We start from the raw sequence: 22,706 nt of genomic DNA on the forward strand, positions 1-22,706 counted from the left end.
CCTAAGGGGTGGCTATTTATTGTGATTGTTCATTTTGCTGAGTGTCGTCCGGGATGTAGAGAGAACCTGTCTGACCACACCCTGCCAAGGTCGCGGCAACCATCACAAACAACACAGTAACTATTTTTTTCATTTGGCATATCGTGATTATTAAATCAATGCCCCCTATAATCGCACCACATTCAGGAAAAGCAATAGGACAGACGGATGAACGACACTGAATTTCATCAACTGGTGGATGAACAGATACAAATCATCGAAGAATCCATCGATGATTCAGGCGCAGACATTGATTATGAAGTGTCTGGTAACGTAATGACTCTAGAGTTTGAAGATCGCAGCCAGATTATTATTAACCGCCAGGAGCCGATGCATGAGATTTGGTTAGCATCGAAATCAGGTGGTTTTCACTTCAAGCTTATCGAAGACAAATGGACCTGCTCAAAAACCGGCATGGAACTGTTTGAGATGGTGAAGCAAGAGTGTGAAAAACACTCAGGCGAAGCGATCGACTGGGAATAAGCCTGTTAGATACCAATACTAAAAAAGAGCACCAAGGTGCTCTTTTTATTTGTCAGTTTGTCAGCTATCAGGCATTCACTGCACTATTCGGACGGTTCGGAGAACAGTCATTACGGTAAGGAATAATATACGCGTGCCCCTCTTCAGGATGAACTATCTGATAGTACTGCGGCAGATTAAAATTGATGAACTTGGAAGCGACACGGGTATCATCTTTTACTGACGTATAGAAACTGTTTACCGAAGCAATCATCTCATCTTTAGAACCGCTGAACTGGTGATAAACTTCCACCTGATTCGATTCATCCAAAACATAGATGTTAAAGCCTTTCTCACTGTCTTCGAAGAAGAACTGCACCAGACCTTCACTGGCGAACCCGTCCACCGCATCAGGCATCTGATATTCCTGTTCACGACCGAGCATTAACAGAGGTGAACCTTTAAGCTTGTTGGTTGAGATACTGCGGTAAAAATCGACCGAGTTTTCTAGTTTCTGTACAGAAACACCGCGGCGTTCGAAGAATAAACCGTATGTCTGATCCCCAAGGCGCATTGCCTTGAAGCGGCGACGTCTTTCCTGCTCGACCGGTTTCAGGCGCAAATCGATACATTCCGCTAATAACTGATACACTTTATTGCGCATCACACCGCGCATATTTTTCGCGTAACAGAACACATCGACAGACTCTGGCGGAACCGCATCCTGATGCATCTTACCCAGAATGGTTTTAAGAGCATCCAGCATAGCCGTTTCACCTTTAAAGTGCAGCGTACGCACTTCATGCCAGGAATTACGGTAAACCAGATCGACACTGCCAACCAGGTTCTTATGCTCAGGTCCGAAGCTGAATATATCGGTATTCTTTACATCAACTTTCAACGAACGACCCGACAGTTCTGAGGTTGGATCGCTTTCAAAGTTGATGAACATGGCAAGTTGACTGATTTCACAAGGACTTGCCAATGCCTGCATCGTTGGGCGGCGTTTACGCAGGGCAAAGGTATTTCGTAAATCACTCACCATCTGGTAGAACTTATCAATATCTAATTGCGCTTCGCGCACGACTGCATGCAGACGGGTCGATTCAGTGATCAGGCCGTTAAAAAAGGCCCATGAAACCAGTTTGCTAAGATATTCATGATGCTCTAGGTATGGCTGGCCTAGAATCCGGTGCGCAACAAGCGGCTGTTTGTACAAATACCAGCCAGATTTATTCACCCCGCCATTTTTCACTTCGATAAAGCTCAGATCCGGCTCATGTAAATCCGGTGAAATCTGTGGATTAAGCAGTGTTACTTTACCCGGCAGTACTTCAAAGGCAGCATACAGCTTACGTGCCAGAATACTGATGTCCTGCGGGCTGATCGCCGAAGTGATGTCATTACGACGCGCAAACTGAATAAGGTGACGATAGCTTTGCATCAGCGCATCTAACAGCGCATGGTGCACCACTTTTACCTGCTCAACCTTCCAGTTACGGCGGTTGTCGAGCTCAATTACGACGCTCTCATCCCAGTTCCACTTTGTCACCATGTCGCTCAGAGCTTCACGGCGCCAGGCTACCGAACCTATGTCAGGCTGACGGGAAAGTTTTTCATGGGTTTTGAGATAGAAACAACGGCGGACCAAATCAAGGCGCGTGTCATCCTGTATACGTTCAAGGTAACGAGTAACCTTTTCCAGCATTAAGTAGTACGCGTCCATGCCGTAGAGATCCGGCTCATCAGCGAAGAAGCGACGTTTAGTATCAATACTTAACAGTTGAGTGTGAGGGTATTCCCACGAGTAAGCTTCAAGCAGAATGGCTTTCAGTACCGATTTGTAAGGTGAATCGATACTTTTGTACAACTGCCACAAATTCGAGCCGAAATACTCTTCTGCCGGAATTCGGTTTAGTTTGCCAAAGTTAATCCACTCTTTACAATCGATGTAGCCATCGCGGCAAAGTTGCAAAACGTACTCGTCGTAAGACTCTTCCATCTCTGGTGGCACAATCTGCCACAATAATCGTTGCCCTGCGATACGAACTGCGCTGCGATAGAATTCATCAAGTAACAGTAAATGCTGAGAAGAACCGCAGTTATCGCCTGTCATCTCTTCGGAATGGTTACTTCTGAAACGCTCTTCATCCATAAGGAAGAAGTTCGCTTCAACGCCCTTGCTCTGCGCCCAGTCAGTAATCAACAAGCATTTGTTGGTCAGTAACTCACGTTCATCACTGTCCATATCAGGTGATATACATACCCAGATGTCCAGGTCACTTGATGTGCTCTGGCCGATAGACGATGTGCTGCCCATGGTATACAGGCCAAGAATCGCAGGTTGCGCAGACTCATCAAGACACTCACTAAGGGCAAGCTGAGTATCGTCAATAAATTGCTGCTGGACATCATTGGGCTTGAGGCCATACACGCCGAATGGTACATCGGCATCGTAATAACCGGGAATGATAGGATGGTTGTAGTTCAACAAGACAGGAATCAAGTGAAAAACTTGCTGGCTTTGCGAGTCCATAAGTGCCAGCGCACGCTCAACGCGCTGCTGATTCAAATTGTCTAATCGCTGAATTATTTTTTGGGTGTAAGCCTGCAAGGGTAATTCCTTGGTTGAACATTCACAGAAACCTGATGATATTTTAAGCCCAAAAAGCTTAAAAACGTGATCAATTTAACACTTTTATTCAGCATGGTAAAGTTTCAGGTCTCTATATCGTTGCATAAAAAAAAACCATACTCTAGTCACAAAATTGACCGCGAGCTAGTGTCGCTGTAATCGGCTCGAACTAATAATAGTCCTTAGTCTAATTGAGAATCCAGTCACACTATTTTCATAACATCATGTAATTCCATTCATCGCTCCGCCAGTTAACCAACTAACAGTAAGAATTTCTTGGTGAGAATGATAGGATATCCGCAAATCCAAACAGCATTGAGAAGATCATGACCCAATCCACACCTATTCGCATTGCAACTCGAAAAAGCCCACTTGCCCTGTGGCAAGCTTACTTTGTCAAAGATGCCCTTCAAGCCGCACACCCTGGTTTAGAAGTCGAGTTAGTAACCATGGTGACCAAAGGTGACGTGATTCTGGATACACCACTGGCCAAAGTTGGCGGTAAAGGATTATTCGTTAAAGAGCTGGAAGTTGCGATGTTAGAAGGACGCGCGGATCTGGCTGTGCATTCTATGAAAGACGTACCTGTCGATTTTCCTGAGGGACTCGGCCTGGTCACCATCTGTGAGCGAGAAGACCCACGCGATGCCTTTGTATCTAATATTTATAGCAATATAGATGAGTTACCTCAAGGTGCCGTAGTCGGTACATGCAGCCTCCGCCGCCAGTGTCAGCTGAAGGAATACCGTCCGGATCTTATTATCAAAGAGCTACGAGGCAACGTTGGTACACGCCTTGGTAAACTGGATGCTGGCGAATACGACGCGATCATTCTTGCGGCGGCTGGCCTGAAACGCCTGGAGCTGGAAGAGCGTATCCGTAGCTTTATTGAACCAGAACAGTCACTCCCAGCTGTTGGTCAGGGTGCTGTCGGCATCGAATGTCGATTAGATGATGAAAGACTGCGTAAGTTACTTGAACCGCTGAATCATAAAGACACCCAAGATCGAGTGCTGTGTGAACGTGCGATGAACCTGACTTTGGAAGGAGGCTGCCAGGTCCCTATCGGCAGTTACGCATTACTGAACGGAGATGAAGTTTGGCTGCGAGCTTTGGTCGGTGAACCAGACGGCAGCGAGATTATCCGTGGAGAAATCCGTGGTCACCGTAAAGATGGTGAAGCACTTGGTGTCCAGTTAGCAAACGAATTGCTTGATAACGGCGCCCGCGACATTCTGACTAAGCTGTACGCAGAACACGACTAGCTATGGCAGTGTTGGTCACTCGGCCGGGAGAGCAAGGCGCTGAGCTTTGCTCTCTGCTCGAAAGGCACGGCATTTCCTCTTACCATCACCCTCTGATCGACATCGTCGCCGATCTATCGGATACACATTTCTCCGATCATCTCGTCCACGCTCAAATCATCATTGCTGTCAGCCGACATGCAGTGCAGTGTGCGCAGCAAATATTATCAAACAACGGTATATCGTGGCCTAAACACGCCATATACCTTGCCGTTGGTCAAAAAACAGCACACTATTTAAGCAAATGTACCCAACTGAAAGTACACTATCCTCAAGTCAGTGATAGTGAACACTTGTTACGACTTCCCGTGTTAAACAATGTACACCACAAAAACGTTCTAATCCTTCGTGGAAACGGAGGAAGAGAGCTGATTAAAGATACATTGATAAAACGTGGAGCAAAAGTTCACTATAGTGAGACTTACAAGAGAGAATTTATCCCGTTCGATCCAGTAAGCTGTGTCTCACTATGGAAGGCCAGACAAATCAATCAGATCATCGTAACCAGCGGTGAACAACTGGAGTATTTGTGTAGCCAATTATCGTCAGAACAATTGGCTTGGCTCAATCAACAAGAGTTGTATATCCCCAGTCAGCGTATCGCCGACATTGCAATTCAAGAGGGGTTCACTCAGGTAAGGTGCACAGGAAGCGCATCCAACCAAGAATTACTGGCTGCTCTCCAGCCCTAGCTACACAGGATAAAGGCATGACAAGTAAAAATAACGACCAAAAAAATAACGAGAAAAACCTTGCCGAAGAAACCCCTTCGGTACCGCTAGCTGAAAAAGACGCCCCTAAGCAGGATGCTGAACCTACCAAGGAACCATCACAACCTGCCAGTGCAGCTAAGCCAGCAGCACCAAAAAAAGCCGAACCCCAACAGAAGCCAGGAAACAGCGGGGTCAAACTCGCTACTGCAGCTATTATCCTGGCTCTACTTTCTGGCGGTGGTTTGTTTTATAAACTTAATGAGCAACAAGCGGATTACCGCGCACAAATCGCCCAGCTTAAAAACCAGCTGGAGCAAGCTCAGTCTTCAATGCAGCAAGAACTGACCCAAGTAAAAGAAGAAACTATCGAAAAAGCGACTACTGCAACTCATAAAGCGGAAGTTGTCCTTGGCCAGCAGCATAAAAGCATCGAAAGCCTACAACTCGCAGTCGCTGACATAAAGGGCCGTCGTCCAAATGATTGGTTGTTGGCAGAAGCCGATTACTTAGTCAAACTGGCGGGACGTAAACTGTTCTTAGAGCACGATGTAGAAAGCGCTACTCAATTAATGGAAAGCGCAGATCAGCGTGTCGCTTCGCTTAATGACCCTAGCCTGGTAAATCTGCGCAAATCAATGGCCAACGACATTACTAAACTGCGCACCGTGCCTTTGATTGACCGTGACGGTTTAGTGTTACGCCTGACTGCGCTGCAACAGCAAGTCGACAAACTCCCTCTGGCTAACGCCCTGCTTCCGGAAGCACAAGCTGTCGAGTCACACGAGGTCTCTGAAGATATTACGAACTGGCAAAATAACCTGATGACGTCTTTGAAAGATTTCTCAGAGAACTTTATCACTTTCCGTACCCGAGATGGCAACGTCATACCATTGCTTTCACCAGAGCAACATTTCTACCTGAAAGAGAATATTAAAGCCAAACTGGAAACAGCAATAAAAGCGGTATATCAAGAGCAGGGGGAAATCTATACCACTTCACTTGAAACAGCCGATAAGTGGGCTCTAGCGTTCTTTAATCAGGATGACAACTCGGTAAAAGAGTTTAATAAAACAGTAACCCAGTTAAGCAAACAAAACATTCAGGTTGAGTATCCAAATAAGCTGGAAAGCCAATCTCAGCTATCGGATGTTATTCGTGAGCGACTACGTCGTGAAGTGACCACTATGACAGGTACGGAGGATAAGTAATGTTTCGTCTTATTTTCCTATTTGCCATTTTAGGCGCAGGCTTGTTTGTTGGTACCCAATACTCCGGTCAGCAGGGTTATGCGCTGATCTCAATTGCTGACAAAACAATTGAGATGAGTGTAACCACTTTGGTTATTTTTATTATCGCCGCTCTTGCTGCTCTGTTCCTTTTAGAATACCTGATCAAGAAGTTGCTCAATGCAGGATCAAGTACCTGGAACTTTTTCAGCGTTCGCAAAGTACGACGTTCCCGCCGCTTTACCAACGAAGGCATCATCAAGTTATTAGAGGGTGACTGGAAAGGCGCTGAGAAGAAGGTAACACGCTGGGCGAATCATCACGACATGCCACTATTATGCTATTTAGTCGCTTCAGAAGCAGCTCAGGGACAAGGTGACAAAGAGAAGCGTGATAAGTACCTGCAACTGGCAAGTCAGCAAGAAAATGCTCATCTGGCTGTTGAACTGACACGAGCCAAACAGTTTATGCGCAACAATGAGTTTGAATCTGCATTTGACACACTATCGACGCTAAAAGGCGAATACGCTACCAATCCGATAGTACTCAATCTACTGAAAACCACTTATATAAACTTGAAGCTATGGCAACCATTGATTGACTTAATGCCACAGTTGAGCAAAGCTAAACTGGTCTCCGATGATGAGAAAATTGAGCTAATCAAAACAGCACAGTGTGGATTACTCAACGAAGTTGCTCAACAACAAGGTAGTGAGGGACTGATTTCTCATTGGAACAGCCTGCCTCGAAAAGTAAAACAAGATCCACATTTGATTGCTTGTTTTGCTCGTGAACTGATCAGTCGTAAAGCGGATAACGAAGCATTTACTGTACTAAAAGAAGCATTGAAAAAGACACCTTCACCAGAGCTCTACGATCTTCTGCCTGAGTTAAATGTTCCGGATATCCATCCATTAGTTGTTTTCCTTGAAGACGTGGTGAAGAAAGAGTCGGATAATGCGGCTGCGCACAGCGCTCTGGGACATTTCTACTTCCGTCAGGAAAAGTGGCATGAATCCCAAGAACAATTTGAAGCAGCGCTAAAGCTTCGCTCGGACGTTTCTGATTACGCCTACTTAGCAGATACACTAGAGAAGCAAAATCTGACTAAAGCAGCACACGAAGTCTCTCGCAAGGCGTTAACTCTGGTTCAAAACGACTAATTAAAAAGTTTACGATATCTAAAGCCGACAATAATTGTCGGCTTTTTTATTATCGATATCCGTCATTACTCTTCGCCAAACCTATCAATTAACACTTTCAAAGCCGTTTTATAAGCGCACTCTCGTTCTTCTGGCGACAGTCAGTTATCCCCAAAAGGGAGTACCACTGATGACTATAGATCTCTATTAGAGAGATACAGGCAGCTCAGGTGGTCATTTTTACTTTCGACATCAGTGTAAAGTCTATCCAGACAGCGAAGTAGTTAACCCGGGAGGATATGGAATATTAGCTACTTTAAAAGCCGACTATGCAGTTTATTTAAAAACAATTGATTCTCGCTAGAAGCTCGTGAAGATACTTTTATGCGATAAAGGAAAAAGCTCGTCCTATCTATAAACGCAACGTTAACTAATAGCGTACCAGAGCCTTATTTAATGGCTATGGGTACAAGGACGCCAACAATAAGGATTAAAAGCCAAAGGCGTGGCGATGATTGACGGACGGATACAGATATCTATCGCCAATAAGATATAAGACCTCAAACGTAAAAAAGCCCGAGTCTTTCGACTCGGGCTTAGTATAAGTGGCGGAGTGGACGGGACTCGAACCCGCGACCCCCGGCGTGACAGGCCGGTATTCTAACCAACTGAACTACCACTCCGCAGTGGTATCACCCGTTATTACAACGAATGTCCATAATTTAAAGCCTGGCGATGTCCTACTCTCACATGGGGAAACCCCACACTACCATCGGCGCTGTTTTGTTTCACTTCTGAGTTCGGAATGGAATCAGGTGGGTCCAAAACGCTATGGCCGCCAAGCAAATTCTTTAATTCGGAAAGCTGTTTTTAATTCTCGTTCTTACACATTCAATGTTCTTTCATTGAGTCCATCAAAACCCCTTGGGTGTTGTATGGTTAAGCCTCACGGGCAATTAGTACAGGTTAGCTCAACGCCTCACAACGCTTACACACCCTGCCTATCAACGTCGTAGTCTACGACAACCCTTTAGGATACTTAAAGTATCAGGGAGAACTCATCTCAAGGCTTGCTTCCCGCTTAGATGCTTTCAGCGGTTATCAATTCCGAACTTAGCTACCGGGCAATGCGTCTGGCGACACAACCCGAACACCAGAGGTTCGTCCACTCCGGTCCTCTCGTACTAGGAGCAGCCCCTTTCAATTCTCCAACGCCCACGGCAGATAGGGACCGAACTGTCTCACGACGTTCTAAACCCAGCTCGCGTACCACTTTAAATGGCGAACAGCCATACCCTTGGGACCGACTTCAGCCCCAGGATGTGATGAGCCGACATCGAGGTGCCAAACACCGCCGTCGATATGAACTCTTGGGCGGTATCAGCCTGTTATCCCCGGAGTACCTTTTATCCGTTGAGCGATGGCCCTTCCATTCAGAACCACCGGATCACTATGACCTGCTTTCGCACCTGCTCGAATTGTCATTCTCGCAGTCAAGCGGGCTTATGCCATTGCACTAACCTCACGATGTCCAACCGTGATTAGCCCACCTTCGTGCTCCTCCGTTACTCTTTGGGAGGAGACCGCCCCAGTCAAACTACCCACCAGGCACTGTCCGTAACCCCGATAAGGGGTCAACGTTAGAACATCAACACTACAAGGGTGGTATTTCAAGGACGGCTCCAACGATACTGGCGTACCGTCTTCAAAGCCTCCCACCTATCCTACACATGTAGGGTCAATGTTCAGTGCCAAGCTGTAGTAAAGGTTCACGGGGTCTTTCCGTCTAGCCGCGGGTACACTGCATCTTCACAGCGATTTCAATTTCACTGAGTCTCGGGTGGAGACAGCGTGGCCATCATTACGCCATTCGTGCAGGTCGGAACTTACCCGACAAGGAATTTCGCTACCTTAGGACCGTTATAGTTACGGCCGCCGTTTACCGGGGCTTCGATCAAGAGCTTCGACCGAAGTCTAACCCCATCAATTAACCTTCCGGCACCGGGCAGGCGTCACACCGTATACGTCATCTTACGATTTTGCACAGTGCTGTGTTTTTAATAAACAGTTGCAGCCACCTGGTATCTGCGACTCTCAATAGCTCCATCCGCGAGGGACTTCACCGTCGAGAGCGTACCTTCTCCCGAAGTTACGGTACCATTTTGCCTAGTTCCTTCACCCGAGTTCTCTCAAGCGCCTTGGTATTCTCTACCCGACCACCTGTGTCGGTTTGGGGTACGATTCCTTACAATCTGAAGCTTAGAGGCTTTTCCTGGAAGCATGGCATCAATGACTTCACTACCGTAGTAGCTCGACGTCGTGTCTCAGCCTTAAAAAGAGCCGGATTTACCTAACTCTTAAGCCTACGCACTTGAACCTGGACAACCGTCGCCAGGCCCACCTAGCCTTCTCCGTCCCCCCATCGCAATTGTAAGAAGTACGGGAATATTAACCCGTTTCCCATCGACTACGCCTTTCGGCCTCGCCTTAGGGGTCGACTTACCCTGCCCCGATTAACGTTGGACAGGAACCCTTGGTCTTCCGGCGAGGAGGTTTTTCACCCCCTTTATCGTTACTCATGTCAGCATTCGCACTTCTGATACGTCCAGCATGCGTTACCACACACCTTCAACCGCTTACAGAACGCTCCCCTACCCAATATACAAAAGTATATTGCCGCAGCTTCGGTTTACTACTTAGCCCCGTTACATCTTCCGCGCAGGCCGACTCGACCAGTGAGCTATTACGCTTTCTTTAAATGATGGCTGCTTCTAAGCCAACATCCTGGCTGTCTGAGCCTTCCCACATCGTTTCCCACTTAGTAGTAATTTGGGACCTTAGCTGGCGGTCTGGGTTGTTTCCCTCTCCACGACGGACGTTAGCACCCGCCGTGTGTCTCCCGGATAGTACTTACTGGTATTCGGAGTTTGCAAAGGGTTGGTAAGTCGGGATGACCCCCTAGCCTTAACAGTGCTCTACCCCCAGTAGTATTCGTCCGAGGCGCTACCTAAATAGCTTTCGGGGAGAACCAGCTATCTCCAGGTTTGATTGGCCTTTCACCCCTAGCCACAAGTCATCCGCTAATTTTTCAACATTAGTCGGTTCGGTCCTCCAGTTGATGTTACTCAACCTTCAACCTGCCCATGGCTAGATCACCTGGTTTCGGGTCTATATCCAGAGACTAAAACGCCCAGTTAAGACTCGGTTTCCCTACGGCTCCCCTAGATGGTTAACCTTGCCACTGAATATAAGTCGCTGACCCATTATACAAAAGGTACGCAGTCACAGGACAAAGCCTGCTCCTACTGCTTGTACGTACACGGTTTCAGGTTCTATTTCACTCCCCTCACAGGGGTTCTTTTCGCCTTTCCCTCACGGTACTGGTTCACTATCGGTCAGTCAGTAGTATTTAGCCTTGGAGGATGGTCCCCCCATATTCAGACAGGATATCACGTGTCCCGCCCTACTCGATTTCACTGAATGTGCGTTGTCAACTACGGGGCTATCACCCTGTATCGCCGGACTTTCCAGACCGTTCGTCTAACGCATATAAAGCTTAAGGGCTAGTCCAATTTCGCTCGCCGCTACTTTCGGAATCTCGGTTGATTTCTTTTCCTCGGGGTACTTAGATGTTTCAGTTCCCCCGGTTCGCCTCGCTGCGCTATGTATTCACGCAGCGATACTAGCTTATGCTAGTGGGTTTCCCCATTCGGAAATCCCAGACTCAAGTGGCTTTTACTGCCTAATCTGGGCTTATCGCAAGTTAATACGTCCTTCATCGCCTCTGACTGCCAAGGCATCCACCGTGTACGCTTAGTCACTTAACCATACAACCCGAAGGAGTTTCGAATTGAAGTTAAACAACCAAAGTTGCTGTCTCATTATTTGAATGAGCGAGACAGCTTTCGATTTTGCCGGACTCAAATTCCAAGAACACTTGAATGTGTTGTTAGTTGTATTCCATCAGGAATACTTTGAGAACTTTACAAATAATCTTAAAGATTATTTTGTCAGCTTTCCAAATTGTTAAAGAGCTAATCACTTCAATGAAGTAACCATTTTTAAAAGCACTATCGCTAATGCGCTTAAAGATGGTGGAGCTATGCGGGATCGAACCGCAGACCTCCTGCGTGCAAGGCAGGCGCTCTCCCAGCTGAGCTATAGCCCCATCAAGGTGTCGATACTGTATGCCAACTCCCTAAAAGGAATTGGTGGGTCTGAGTGGACTCGAACCACCGACCTCTCGCTTATCAGGCGAACGCTCTAACCACCTGAGCTACAGACCCAGTATCGTCTCTTTTACATAAACCGTATCAATCTGTGTGGACACTCATCGTGAGTAATCATCGTATAAGGAGGTGATCCAGCGCCAGGTTCCCCTAGCGCTACCTTGTTACGACTTCACCCCAGTCATGAACCACAAAGTGGTAAGCGTCCCCCCGAAGGTTAAACTACCTACTTCTTTTGCAGCCCACTCCCATGGTGTGACGGGCGGTGTGTACAAGGCCCGGGAACGTATTCACCGTGGCATTCTGATCCACGATTACTAGCGATTCCGACTTCATGGAGTCGAGTTGCAGACTCCAATCCGGACTACGACGCACTTTTTGGGATTCGCTCACTTTCGCAAGTTGGCCGCCCTCTGTATGCGCCATTGTAGCACGTGTGTAGCCCTACTCGTAAGGGCCATGATGACTTGACGTCGTCCCCACCTTCCTCCGGTTTATCACCGGCAGTCTCCCTGGAGTTCCCGACATTACTCGCTGGCAAACAAGGATAAGGGTTGCGCTCGTTGCGGGACTTAACCCAACATTTCACAACACGAGCTGACGACAGCCATGCAGCACCTGTCTCAGAGTTCCCGAAGGCACCAATCCATCTCTGGAAAGTTCTCTGGATGTCAAGAGTAGGTAAGGTTCTTCGCGTTGCATCGAATTAAACCACATGCTCCACCGCTTGTGCGGGCCCCCGTCAATTCATTTGAGTTTTAATCTTGCGACCGTACTCCCCAGGCGGTCTACTTAACGCGTTAGCTCCGAAAGCCACGGCTCAAGGCCACAACCTCCAAGTAGACATCGTTTACGGCGTGGACTACCAGGGTATCTAATCCTGTTTGCTCCCCACGCTTTCGCATCTGAGTGTCAGTATCTGTCCAGGGGGCCGCCTTCGCCACCGGTATTCCTTCAGATCTCTACGCATTTCACCGCTACACCTGAAATTCTACCCCCCTCTACAGTACTCTAGTCTGCCAGTTTCAAATGCAATTCCGAGGTTGAGCCCCGGGCTTTCACATCTGACTTAACAAACCACCTGCATGCGCTTTACGCCCAGTAATTCCGATTAACGCTCGCACCCTCCGTATTACCGCGGCTGCTGGCACGGAGTTAGCCGGTGCTTCTTCTGTCGCTAACGTCAAATAATGCAGCTATTAACTACACTACCTTCCTCACGACTGAAAGTGCTTTACAACCCGAAGGCCTTCTTCACACACGCGGCATGGCTGCATCAGGCTTGCGCCCATTGTGCAATATTCCCCACTGCTGCCTCCCGTAGGAGTCTGGACCGTGTCTCAGTTCCAGTGTGGCTGATCATCCTCTCAGACCAGCTAGGGATCGTCGCCTTGGTGAGCCCTTACCTCACCAACTAGCTAATCCCACCTAGGCATATCCTGACGCGAGAGGCCCGAAGGTCCCCCTCTTTGGCCCGTAGGCATCATGCGGTATTAGCCATCGTTTCCAATGGTTATCCCCCACATCAGGGCAATTTCCTAGGCATTACTCACCCGTCCGCCGCTCGACGCCGTTATCGTCCCCCGAAGGTTCAGATAACTCGTTTCCGCTCGACTTGCATGTGTTAGGCCTGCCGCCAGCGTTCAATCTGAGCCATGATCAAACTCTTCAATTTAAGATTTTGTTCGGCTCAATGAATACTGACTTCAAAACTACAAAAGTAATTTTAAAGCTATTATCGTTCCAACAGAACGATAATGAATTGACTGTGCTGAATCCGAAGATTCAATGGTCACTTCGTATCATTGAAACCTAATTTGAAACCGAAGTTTCGAATTGGATTATCATCAACGAGCGCCCACACAGATTGATAGGTCTATATTGTTAAAGAGCTTGCTTTTCGAAAATCTTTTCTCTCAAAGCGGAGGTGCATTCTAGCTATTTCATTGAAAGTGTCAAACACTTTTTCAACTAATTTTCGTAGAAGCTTTTATCCTCTCCGACTTGCCGAAGCCTTATCGCGTCTGCCGTGTCGGTGGATGCGCATTATAGGGAGTTACACTTAGAGCGCAACCCATTTTATGAAAAAAATTCAAAAAACTTGCTGTTCGCTGGCTATTTCATCAGAAATGTAAAAAAGAGGGTAAAAAACCCTCATTTTTGACTGAAAAGCCCTAACTAAATAAACGAATACGCATCTGCGAACATACGTCCGCTTTTGGCTTTTTTATTTTGAGTAAACATTTCTCTTGCTGCACCCGCCATTTCAAATCGACCAGCAATATAGATATCGTAGTTTTCCAGGCTTTCAAAATCGTTACACACCGCTTGCAGTACATTACCAACTTTGCCTTGCCAGTCAGAAGGAGCGTTCTCTACTACAGGAATAAAGTGAACGTTAGAAAACTTTGCTGAGATATTGGTAAGTTCATCTTTGGCGTAAAGCTGGCTTTCGTCACGAGCTCCCCAGTACAAATAGATAGGATTAGTTTTATTCTGCGCAACGCAGTGATCTAATATCGAACGTACATAACTGAATCCAGTACCACCAGCAATAAGTAGCAGAGGGCGCTCACTGTCTTCCTGAACCCAGGCATCGCCGTGAGGTGCATCAATTTCAATATCACCACCCGTTTCTAGCGCCTCTTTCATTGCTTCAACGACTTCAATAGCGTAAGCGTTATGTTCAGCAGCGCCAATGTGCAATTCCAGTTCACCTTCATGTCGGCAAGGGCTGCTCGCAATAGAGAACGGGCGCTTGTCTTTCTCTCCCATAACAACCATCAGGTATTGGCCAGCTTTGAATGCGACCGGTGATTCTGGGTGAAGTAGGATTTGGTAAGTATTACAAGCTAACGGCTGAATAGACTTTACTTTACATTGGATGGTCATGGTGTTCCTCTAGCTTACTCATCAAAAGTAAGCACTAAATTACTTTCTGTATGGGCCTGGCAAGGGAATATCCAACCTTGCTGCTGTTCTTTATCGGTTAGCATGGGTTCGAGGTGATAACTCACCTCGCCCGATAGCTTTTTACACATGCACATGGCGCAAGCGCCAACTTGGCAACGGTGAGGGAAGCGAATATTGTTGTTGAGCGCAGCTTCCAACACCGTCTCCCCTTCTTTGACGTCAAATGTTACGTTAATAGGAAGGAGGAGTACTTGATGGCTCATAGAATACCTAACTGATTCCAAATCGCATCGATTTTAGCCACAAGTTTCAGATCTTTTTTAATCGGCGTTCCCCATTCACGAGTGACCTCTGACTCAAACTTATTGGTTGCATCGAGGCCTAATTTAGAACCGCTATTTCCGTTACCTCGAACTTGAATAGTATCTCTGTCAGGATCCATACGGGTCGTCACCGCCCAGATAATGTCATTCCAGTCACGGGCATTAACGTCGTCATCACACAATATAATGAATTTGTTATTGGTGTAGTCACCAAAGAACGTCCATAAATGCTCCATCAACTCTTGAGACTGGCCGGGCTGGTCTTTCTTCATAGTGACAACCGTAAACTGATCGTTTGTCGTAGGTGGCAGGTAGATATCGACGATTTCCGGGCGCTGAATTTTTAACTTATCTAAGTCATCTGGTGTAATTACTTGACACTCTTTTGCATTTACTTGCACGCGAGTAGCAAGTTCCGCATCCCACTTAATAGTCGCATCCAGCCCCATCTTGGAGCCCAATCCAACTACCGGAGAGGCAAAATCAAGTGAGTCGATCGGGGTGTTATCAATCATTAATGTATCACGCACCGGATCCATATGTTCGGACATGGCTTTAACCACATCATTCCAGTCACGTGCATTAACCGACTCATCGCACACAATCACAAATTTGGTGTACATGAACTGGCGTAGAAAAGACCATACCCCCATCATCACTCGCTTGGCGTGCCCCGGATATTGCTTCTTCATCGTAACTACCGCCATGCGGTACGAACAACCCTCTGGTGGCAAATAGAAGTCCTCAATCTCAGGAAACTGCTTTTGCAGAATAGGAACAAACACTTCGTTGAGTGCGACGCCCAGTACGGCAGGTTCATCTGGCGGACGGCCAGTGTAGGTACTATGGTAGATAGGGTCTTTACGCATAGTGATATGAGTAATGGTAAAGACGTGATGTTTTTCTTTTTCGTTGTAGTAGCCGGTATGGTCTCCGTAAGGCCCCTCATCGGCAAACTCATTCGGGTCAATATAACCTTCCATCACAATCTCAGCGCTCGCCGGCACTTCCAGATCGTTACTGATGGATTTGACGACTTCAGTTTTACTGCCGCGTAACAGGCCAGCAAAAGCATACTCAGACAATGTATCCGGTACCGGTGTTACCGCGCCAAGAATGGTTGCAGGGTCAGCACCGAATGCTACTGATACCGGGAAAGGTTTACCCGGATTGGTTTCCATCCAATCACGAAGATCAAGAGCACCACCTCGGTGCGCCAGCCAGCGCATGATGATTTTGTTTTTCGCGATTTTTTGCTGACGGTAAATACCAAGGTTCTGACGTTTTTTGTTCGGTCCTTTGGTAACTGTTAATCCCCAGGTCAAAAGAGGAGCGACATCATCAGCCCAGCAGCTCATAACCGGAATCCTGTCCAAATCAACCTCTTCCCCCTGCCAAACAATCTCTTGGCACGGCGCTTTTCGAAGACGTTTAGCTGGCATATTCAGAACCTGCTTAAAGACCGGCAGCTTCTCGATCGCGTCTTTAAACCCCTTTGGCGGCTCTGGCTCTTTAAGATAAGCCAACAATTTTCCGACTTCACGGAGTTCTTTTACATTTTCACGCCCCATACCAATAGCGACACGCTCCGGGGTACCAAATAAATTGGTTAAAACCGGAACGTCGTAACCGATAGGGTTTTCGAATAACAATGCAGGACCACCCGCTCGCAATGTGCGATCGCTGATTTCTGTCATTTCATAAGCGGGATCGACAGGGTGCGTAATGCGTTTTAGTCGACCTTTCTGCTCCAGGTAGTCGATAAATTCGCGTAAATCCTTAAAACTCATAGGGCTTCATGACTGGCTGATTAAATTTTTCGCAGTATAACAAATAGGAGGACACTAAGATCCTCCTATTTTGTGTGGTTATCCGGATTAGTTTAGTTCAGCACTTGTTCAATTTGACGAGTTTTAACTTGATGATTGCCCGCGACCAACTCTTTAAGCCAGTCTTTGTGGCCCTGCTGAGCTAGCTCTCTGGCCACTATGGTTGCCTCTTCTGACAATGCCATCTTGGTGATTAAGAACTGCTTAACATCAGGACTTAACGGGTTAGCTTTGCTCAAAAGCCCGATAGCATGTGGTTTTAATGTCGGGTTCACCGTAGAGTTCATTAACTGCTGTAATGAAAACTCATTACCTGATTTTGCAAGTCGCTCCAGCTCTGCATGGCTGTTGTAGTCAGCACGCATCCGCCACAATAAATCATACATTTCTGTATCCTGACTTACCTGAGCTAAACGAGCGATCACTGCGGTAGAAGGTAACCAACTGGTGACGTCGGCCTTAGTAAACTGCACGGTTAACGCCTGTAATGCACTTGGAGACAAACTGTCCAGCTCGCGGATTAATAGTGCTTCACGGGCTTGTGCTTGCTGTGAGGTACCGCTTGATAGCCACTGGCTAAGGTCTAGTTCTTTACGCTCGGCCTTAAGAACAAAATCCAGACTACTCTGGTCTTGTTTCCATCGTTTTATCAGACGGCTCGCAACTGCAGGAAAGTTAAATGCAGGAACAGTGAATTCGTAGCCATTGCCACGTTCGAGTACTTGATATGTAGGGGTTATGCGGGCCTGTGACTCGACAAATATCGCCATTCTTGGTGTAAGAATGACATCTTGCCGTTCCAGTTTCTCGAGTAAATGAAAACGCACTACCTCTTGCTGAGGTAAAGCCAGCCGATCAAGAGAAAATTTAAGCGAGTCAACTTCATCTCTGACAACGTATTCCAGCAGTTCAGAGACTTTCGTCTTTATTTGAGTATCCTGAAGCCACTGCTCTACCACAGACTCCTGCATTTCCTTTGCAGATACCATCATGGGCGTGCTTATCAGTGACAAACTTAGGAGTAATGACGACAACATTCCTTGTTGCATGTTAACCTCCCGATAACATTTTCTCCATTTTGATGCTTCTATCGATAGAAAGCAACAAAAAAGCCACCGTTTTGCGGTGGCTTTTCTATAAAAAATTCAGTACTCAGTGGTTACTGACGGCGCATTGCGTCGAAGAACTCATCGTTAGTCTTAGTCATGGCCAGTTTATCAATGAGGAATTCCATTGCGTCAGTCTCGCCCATCGGGTGAACGATCTTACGCAGAATCCACATCTTCTGTAGCTCATCTGCCTTCGTCAGCAGTTCCTCACGACGAGTGCCTGAGCGGTTAAAGTCGATAGCCGGGAAAACACGTTTCTCTGCAATCTTACGATTCAGGTGCAGTTCCATGTTACCTGTACCCTTAAACTCTTCGTAGATAACTTCGTCCATCTTAGAGCCGGTATCAACCAGTGCTGTTGCGATGATAGTCAAGCTACCGCCTTCTTCTACATTACGTGCAGCACCGAAGAAACGCTTGGGACGGTGCAGAGCATTCGCATCCACACCACCAGTTAGTACTTTACCTGATGAAGGTACTACCGTGTTGTAGGCGCGTGCCAGACGAGTAATTGAATCCAGAAGGATAACCACGTCTTTCTTGTGCTCAACCAGGCGCTTCGCTTTCTCGATAACCATTTCAGCAACCTGAACGTGACGTGATGCTGGCTCGTCAAACGTAGACGCTACCACTTCACCTTTAACCAGGCGCTGCATCTCTGTTACTTCTTCCGGACGTTCGTCGATAAGAAGAACCATCAGCTCACACTCAGGATGATTGTAAGCAATGCTCTGTGCAATATTTTGCAGAAGCATTGTCTTACCTGCTTTTGGCGGAGCTACAATCAAACCACGCTGCCCTTTACCGATTGGCGAAGCCAAATCGAGAACACGTGCAGTAATGTCTTCTGTTGAACCGTTACCACGCTCCATTACCATGCGTTCATTCGCATGCAGAGGAGTTAAGTTCTCAAATAGGATCTTGTTACGAGCGTTGTCTGGTTTGTCGGCATTAACCGTGTTGACTTTTAGCAGGGCAAAGTAACGCTCGCCGTCTTTTGGCGGACGAATTTTACCGGCAATCGAGTCACCCGTACGCAGGTTGAAACGACGAATCTGACTTGGCGATACGTAAATATCGTCCGGACCAGCAAGGTATGAACTATCTGCACTGCGTAGGAAACCAAAGCCGTCTTGCAGAATTTCCAGAACCCCATCGCCAAAGATGTCTTCGCCGCCTTTCGCATGCGCTTTTAAAATCGCGAAGATGATGTCTTGTTTTCTTAAGCGAGCTAGGTTCTCTAATCCTAAGCTTTCGCCCAGTTTTACAAGGTCAGACACAGGTCTGTTCTTCAGTTCGGTCAGGTTCATGGTAGTGGATTCTTGTTTAGTCAAAATAAGATCTGTTTTCTAGTTAAGATGGATTTGGTCACAGGATCGACCAAGAAGAGAAATTTGTTCAATTAACGCGCGATAAGTTAGCACTAATTAATATTCTAGTCCAGAGTTAGAAAAACAAAACCGCGCATTGATCATTGCACGGTTTTGTCTGTAATCACTTGGTGATTATAGGTTTGCGTCCAAAAACTCTTTAAGTTGAGTTTTTGACAGAGCACCAACTTTCGTTGCCGCTACGTTGCCGTCTTTGAATAGTAGTAGCGTTGGAATGCCGCGAATACCAAACTTAGGCGGTGTGCCAGCGTTATGGTCGATGTTTAGTTTACCGATAGTGAGTTTGCCTTCGTACTCTTCAGCGACTTCGTCCAGAATCGGGGCAATCATCTTACAAGGACCACACCATTCTGCCCAAAAATCAACTAATACAGGGCCTGCAGCGTTGATCACATCATTTTCAAAACCGTCATCAGTTAGCTGCAAAATCTTATCACTCATCTTCCACTCCAATGTGTTTTTCGAAACTGGTTGGATGATAACCAGTAATTTGATGCCCTATTGGAATGTATTTACTTTCGTATTGCAAGCTTTAGCTGATATTCTATAGCGATGAAAAAGACGCATATCACAGAGCAAAAGTTCGCCGATTTGGGATTAGAGTCCCAAGTTATTGATGGATTGGATAAAAAAGGGTTTGAATTTTGTACCCCTATCCAAGCATTGGCGTTGCCGGTACTGCTCACCGGCCAAGATATCGCAGGCCAGGCCCAAACGGGCACTGGTAAAACGCTCGCGTTTCTTACTGCAACGTTCAACCATCTTATGACCACACCTGAACATGAAGGTCGTAAACCAACTCAGCCACGTGCCATTATTATGGCTCCGACGCGTGAGCTAGCGATTCAGATTTTTAACGATGCTGAGCCTTTGATTGCCAGCACCGGTCTAAAAGCTGCACTGGCTTACGGTGGCGAGAGCTACGACAAGCAGTTAGGTAAGCTACAAGAAGGTGTCGATATTCTGATCGGCACTACCGGTCGTATCATCGATTTCTACAAGCAGCGTGTATTTAACCTGAACAACATTCAAGCGGTTGTGTTAGATGAAGCTGATCGTATGTTTGATCTGGGCTTTATTAAAGATATCCGTTTCCTGTTCCGCCGTATGCCAGAGCCGAAAGAGCGCCTGAACATGCTGTTTTCAGCAACACTGTCTTACCGCGTACAAGAGCTGGCGTTTGAGCACATGCACAACCCGGAACATGTTGTAGTAGAGCCGGAGCAAAAAACAGGTCACCGTATTCAGGAAGAACTGTTCTACCCATCTAACGAAGATAAAATGGCTCTTCTTCAGACACTTATTGAAGAAGAGTGGCCGGATCGCGCCATTGTATTTGCTAATACCAAGCACAAATGTGAATCGGTTTGGGGCCACTTAGCTGCTGACGGCCATCGCGTTGGTCTGTTGACTGGTGATGTTCCGCAGAAGAAACGTGAAAAGATTCTTGAGCAGTTCACCAAAGGTGATGTTGATATCCTGGTAGCCACTGATGTAGCTGCTCGTGGTCTGCATATTCCGCAAGTAACACACGTGTTCAACTACGACCTGCCGGATGATTGTGAAGACTACGTACACCGTATCGGTCGTACCGGTCGTGCAGGTGCCAGCGGTCACTCAATCAGCTTTGCTTGTGAAGATTACGCAATCAACTTGCCACCAATTGAAGAATACATCGAACACACCATCCCTGTATCAGATTACGATGCTTCGGCTCTGATTCAGGACCTGCCAGCTCCTGTCCGTATGCGTGCACCGCGTGTTCAGCAACGTCGAACTAATACAGGTGGTACTCGCTCTGGTAACCGTAAGCAGCAAGGACGCCGTCCTCGCCAGCCACGCCAGTCAGCGCCAAAACAATCTTAACAGGAATCTGAAGCCGTATATGAGTCAAGCAGGATCATCACCGCTATACGCCGCCATCGACCTCGGGTCGAACAGTTTTCACATGCTCGTTGTGCGTCATATCGATGGCAGCGTTCAGACAATGGCTAAAATTAAGCGTAAAGTTCGTCTGGCAGCGGGTTTAGATGAACATAATTCTCTTAGTATGGAAGCTATGCAGCGAGGATGGGACTGCTTAAGTCTATTTGCGGAACGCTTGCAAGATATTCCTAAACAGAACATTCGTATCGTCGGTACCGCGACATTACGTACCGCGACGAATGTAGATGTATTTCTCGACAAAGCACGTCAGATACTCGGCCATCCTATCGAGGTCATCTCCGGTGAAGAAGAAGCGGCGACAATTTATAAAGGCGTCGCTCATACTTCTGGTGGTAGCGGTCGTCGACTTGTGGTCGATATTGGCGGAGCCAGTACTGAGCTGATCATCGGCGAAGGATTCGAAGCCAAAGCTCTCACCAGTTTAAAAATGGGCTGTGTTACCTGGCTGGAAAACTTCTTTAAAGACCGTCAGCTAAACGCGCGTAATTTCGAAGCTGCTATTGAAGGCGCAAAACTGACCATCACGCCGATTCTGGAGCAATACACCGACTTAGGCTGGGATGTTTGTGTCGGGGCTTCTGGCACTGTCCAGGCACTTCAGGAAATAATGCTGGCGCAGGGAATGGACGAAGTAATTACTCACTCCAAACTCAAACGCCTACAAAAGCAAGCCATGCTCGCCAATCACTTGGAAGAGCTGGAAATCGAAGGTTTAACGCTCGAGCGTGCGCTGGTCTTCCCTAGTGGTTTATCTATCCTGATTGCAGTATTTGAACTGCTTAAAATCGATGCCATGACACTGGCAGGTGGTGCACTACGTGAAGGGCTGGCTTACGAGATGGTCGATGAGTTACGCCAGAGTGACATTCGCTCACGTACCATATGCAGTATTCAGAGCCGCTATCAGCTCGATTGCCAGTATGGTGAACAGGTAGCGAACCTTGCGAGTAAGCTTTTGCAACAAGCTGGCGGGAGTGAGTGGATTGCAGAGCCTCAGGGCGAAATGCTACTGGAAACCACCGCCAAGCTACATGAAATTGGCCTGACCATCGACTTTAAGAAAGGTGGTGAGCACAGTGCTTACCTGCTACAGAATCTGGACTTACCCGGCTTTACCCGCGCGCAAAAGCTGTTTATCGGTGAGGTTGCCCGTCGTTACCGGGAACAACTGACATCTCTGCCCGAGCAACATGCGCTATCTGGTAACAGTGCAAAACGCTTACTGCGGTTGTTGCGTCTGGCGGTCTTACTTACCCACCGCCGTAATCCAAGTCTGGAACCACAGGTTACGCTCTTGGCAGAAGGTGACAACCTAACATTAAGCATTGATGCGCAGTGGCTGGATGCCAATCCTCTCACCGCAGCTGAACTCGAACTTGAGTCTAACCGCCAGACCGACATTGGCTGGCCATTAAACATCGTAGCAAAATAAGCGAACATCACT

Annotated in this window: 14 protein-coding genes, 3 tRNA genes, 3 rRNA genes and 1 pseudogene; 7 read left to right on the forward strand and 14 right to left on the reverse strand. The window is 47.1% G+C overall.

Annotation, left to right across the window (positions count from 1 at the left end):
• Positions 1-16: 16 nt before the first annotated feature.
• Positions 17-228: pseudogene (locus KHN79_RS13625) on the reverse strand (lipoprotein).
• On the opposite strand from KHN79_RS13625, the gene cyaY reads away from it, so the two are divergent.
• The gene (gene cyaY, locus KHN79_RS13630) at positions 208-522 is read left to right on the forward strand and encodes an iron donor protein CyaY (RefSeq protein ID WP_182011573.1); all 315 of its coding nucleotides are present in this window, start codon (positions 208-210) and stop codon (positions 520-522) included. The pseudogene KHN79_RS13625 and the gene cyaY overlap by 21 nt on opposite strands.
• Positions 523-589: 67 nt before the next feature.
• Here cyaY and KHN79_RS13635 read toward each other — a convergent pair whose 3' ends face one another.
• A complete protein-coding gene (locus KHN79_RS13635) occupies positions 590-3,115 on the reverse strand; it encodes a class I adenylate cyclase (protein WP_182011572.1) in 2,526 nt (841 codons plus the stop codon).
• 347 nt (positions 3,116-3,462) lie between these two features.
• Between KHN79_RS13635 and hemC the strand changes: the two genes are divergently transcribed.
• From hemC to KHN79_RS13655, 4 genes are read left to right on the forward strand one after another with little or no spacing between them, the layout of a single operon-like run.
• Positions 3,463-4,401 carry a hydroxymethylbilane synthase gene (gene hemC, locus KHN79_RS13640; protein ID WP_182011571.1) on the forward strand — a complete coding sequence of 313 codons (939 nt, stop codon included), beginning with the start codon at positions 3,463-3,465 and terminating at the stop codon, positions 4,399-4,401.
• Between the two features lie 2 nt (positions 4,402-4,403).
• Positions 4,404-5,132 carry a uroporphyrinogen-III synthase gene (locus KHN79_RS13645; RefSeq protein WP_182011570.1) on the forward strand — a complete coding sequence of 243 codons (729 nt, stop codon included), beginning with the start codon at positions 4,404-4,406 and terminating at the stop codon, positions 5,130-5,132.
• A 17-nt stretch (positions 5,133-5,149) separates the two neighbouring features.
• Positions 5,150-6,361 carry a uroporphyrinogen-III C-methyltransferase gene (locus KHN79_RS13650; RefSeq protein WP_182011569.1) on the forward strand — a complete coding sequence of 404 codons (1,212 nt, stop codon included), beginning with the start codon at positions 5,150-5,152 and terminating at the stop codon, positions 6,359-6,361.
• On the forward strand, positions 6,361-7,542 hold the full coding sequence (locus KHN79_RS13655) for a heme biosynthesis HemY N-terminal domain-containing protein (protein ID WP_182011568.1): 1,182 nt from the start codon (positions 6,361-6,363) through the stop codon (positions 7,540-7,542). Before KHN79_RS13650 ends, KHN79_RS13655 begins: the two co-directional genes overlap by 1 nt.
• 585 nt (positions 7,543-8,127) lie before the next feature.
• Here the strand turns inward: KHN79_RS13655 and KHN79_RS13660 are convergent.
• The 12 genes from KHN79_RS13660 to trxA form a co-directional block, all read right to left on the reverse strand.
• Positions 8,128-8,204: transfer RNA gene (locus KHN79_RS13660), tRNA-Asp, on the reverse strand.
• Between the two features lie 44 nt (positions 8,205-8,248).
• Positions 8,249-8,364 (reverse strand): 5S ribosomal RNA (rrf, locus tag KHN79_RS13665).
• A 92-nt stretch (positions 8,365-8,456) separates the two neighbouring features.
• Positions 8,457-11,348 (reverse strand): 23S ribosomal RNA (locus tag KHN79_RS13670).
• Positions 11,349-11,613: 265 nt separating this feature from the next.
• Positions 11,614-11,689, reverse strand: a tRNA-Ala gene (locus tag KHN79_RS13675).
• Between the two features lie 41 nt (positions 11,690-11,730).
• Positions 11,731-11,807 (reverse strand) — tRNA-Ile (locus KHN79_RS13680).
• Positions 11,808-11,872: 65 nt separating this feature from the next.
• A 16S ribosomal RNA gene (locus tag KHN79_RS13685) occupies positions 11,873-13,425 on the reverse strand.
• Together the 16S, 23S and 5S rRNA genes with 3 tRNA genes alongside form the textbook arrangement of a ribosomal RNA operon.
• 503 nt (positions 13,426-13,928) lie before the next feature.
• The gene (gene fre, locus KHN79_RS13690; RefSeq protein ID WP_182011680.1) at positions 13,929-14,642 is read right to left on the reverse strand and encodes an NAD(P)H-flavin reductase; all 714 of its coding nucleotides are present in this window, start codon (positions 14,640-14,642) and stop codon (positions 13,929-13,931) included.
• A 14-nt stretch (positions 14,643-14,656) separates the two neighbouring features.
• Positions 14,657-14,926 carry a 2Fe-2S iron-sulfur cluster-binding protein gene (locus KHN79_RS13695; RefSeq protein WP_182011679.1) on the reverse strand — a complete coding sequence of 90 codons (270 nt, stop codon included), beginning with the start codon at positions 14,924-14,926 and terminating at the stop codon, positions 14,657-14,659.
• On the reverse strand, positions 14,923-16,776 hold the full coding sequence (gene ubiD / locus KHN79_RS13700; RefSeq protein WP_182011678.1) for a 4-hydroxy-3-polyprenylbenzoate decarboxylase: 1,854 nt from the start codon (positions 16,774-16,776) through the stop codon (positions 14,923-14,925). Before ubiD ends, KHN79_RS13695 begins: the two co-directional genes overlap by 4 nt.
• Positions 16,777-16,868: 92 nt before the next feature.
• Entirely contained in the window at positions 16,869-17,864 is a 996-nt protein-coding gene (locus KHN79_RS13705) for a hypothetical protein (RefSeq protein ID WP_182011677.1), read from the reverse strand.
• Positions 17,865-17,974: 110 nt separating this feature from the next.
• Positions 17,975-19,234: a transcription termination factor Rho gene (gene rho, locus KHN79_RS13710; protein ID WP_182011676.1), complete on the reverse strand. Its 1,260-nt coding sequence runs from the start codon at positions 19,232-19,234 to the stop codon at positions 17,975-17,977.
• 195 nt (positions 19,235-19,429) lie between these two features.
• Positions 19,430-19,756: a thioredoxin TrxA gene (trxA, locus tag KHN79_RS13715; RefSeq protein WP_140279508.1), complete on the reverse strand. Its 327-nt coding sequence runs from the start codon at positions 19,754-19,756 to the stop codon at positions 19,430-19,432.
• A gap of 111 nt (positions 19,757-19,867) precedes the next feature.
• On the opposite strand from trxA, the gene rhlB reads away from it, so the two are divergent.
• On the forward strand, positions 19,868-21,181 hold the full coding sequence (rhlB, locus tag KHN79_RS13720) for an ATP-dependent RNA helicase RhlB (RefSeq protein WP_182011675.1): 1,314 nt from the start codon (positions 19,868-19,870) through the stop codon (positions 21,179-21,181).
• A 19-nt stretch (positions 21,182-21,200) separates the two neighbouring features.
• Positions 21,201-22,694 carry a guanosine-5'-triphosphate,3'-diphosphate diphosphatase gene (gene gppA, locus KHN79_RS13725; RefSeq protein WP_182011674.1) on the forward strand — a complete coding sequence of 498 codons (1,494 nt, stop codon included), beginning with the start codon at positions 21,201-21,203 and terminating at the stop codon, positions 22,692-22,694.
• The last annotated feature ends 12 nt before the right edge of the window (positions 22,695-22,706 follow it).

The organism is Vibrio sp. B1FLJ16, from assembly GCF_905175385.1.
Lineage (GTDB): Bacteria > Pseudomonadota > Gammaproteobacteria > Enterobacterales > Vibrionaceae > Vibrio.

Bases quoted from the DNA above. Each gene is read 5' to 3' on its own strand.
- cyaY (WP_182011573.1), top strand. From the start codon at position 208: ATGAACGACACTGAATTTCATCAACTGGTGGATGAACAGATACAAATC.
- hemC (WP_182011571.1), top strand. From the start codon at position 3,463: ATGACCCAATCCACACCTATTCGCATTGCAACTCGAAAAAGCCCACTT.
- KHN79_RS13645 (WP_182011570.1), top strand. From the start codon at position 4,404: ATGGCAGTGTTGGTCACTCGGCCGGGAGAGCAAGGCGCTGAGCTTTGC.
- KHN79_RS13650 (WP_182011569.1), top strand. From the start codon at position 5,150: ATGACAAGTAAAAATAACGACCAAAAAAATAACGAGAAAAACCTTGCC.
- KHN79_RS13655 (WP_182011568.1), top strand. From the start codon at position 6,361: ATGTTTCGTCTTATTTTCCTATTTGCCATTTTAGGCGCAGGCTTGTTT.
- fre (WP_182011680.1), bottom strand. From the start codon at position 14,642: ATGACCATCCAATGTAAAGTAAAGTCTATTCAGCCGTTAGCTTGTAAT.
- KHN79_RS13695 (WP_182011679.1), bottom strand. From the start codon at position 14,926: ATGAGCCATCAAGTACTCCTCCTTCCTATTAACGTAACATTTGACGTC.
- ubiD (WP_182011678.1), bottom strand. From the start codon at position 16,776: ATGAGTTTTAAGGATTTACGCGAATTTATCGACTACCTGGAGCAGAAA.
- KHN79_RS13705 (WP_182011677.1), bottom strand. From the start codon at position 17,864: ATGCAACAAGGAATGTTGTCGTCATTACTCCTAAGTTTGTCACTGATA.
- rho (WP_182011676.1), bottom strand. From the start codon at position 19,234: ATGAACCTGACCGAACTGAAGAACAGACCTGTGTCTGACCTTGTAAAA.
- trxA (WP_140279508.1), bottom strand. From the start codon at position 19,756: ATGAGTGATAAGATTTTGCAGCTAACTGATGACGGTTTTGAAAATGAT.
- rhlB (WP_182011675.1), top strand. From the start codon at position 19,868: ATGAAAAAGACGCATATCACAGAGCAAAAGTTCGCCGATTTGGGATTA.
- gppA (WP_182011674.1), top strand. From the start codon at position 21,201: ATGAGTCAAGCAGGATCATCACCGCTATACGCCGCCATCGACCTCGGG.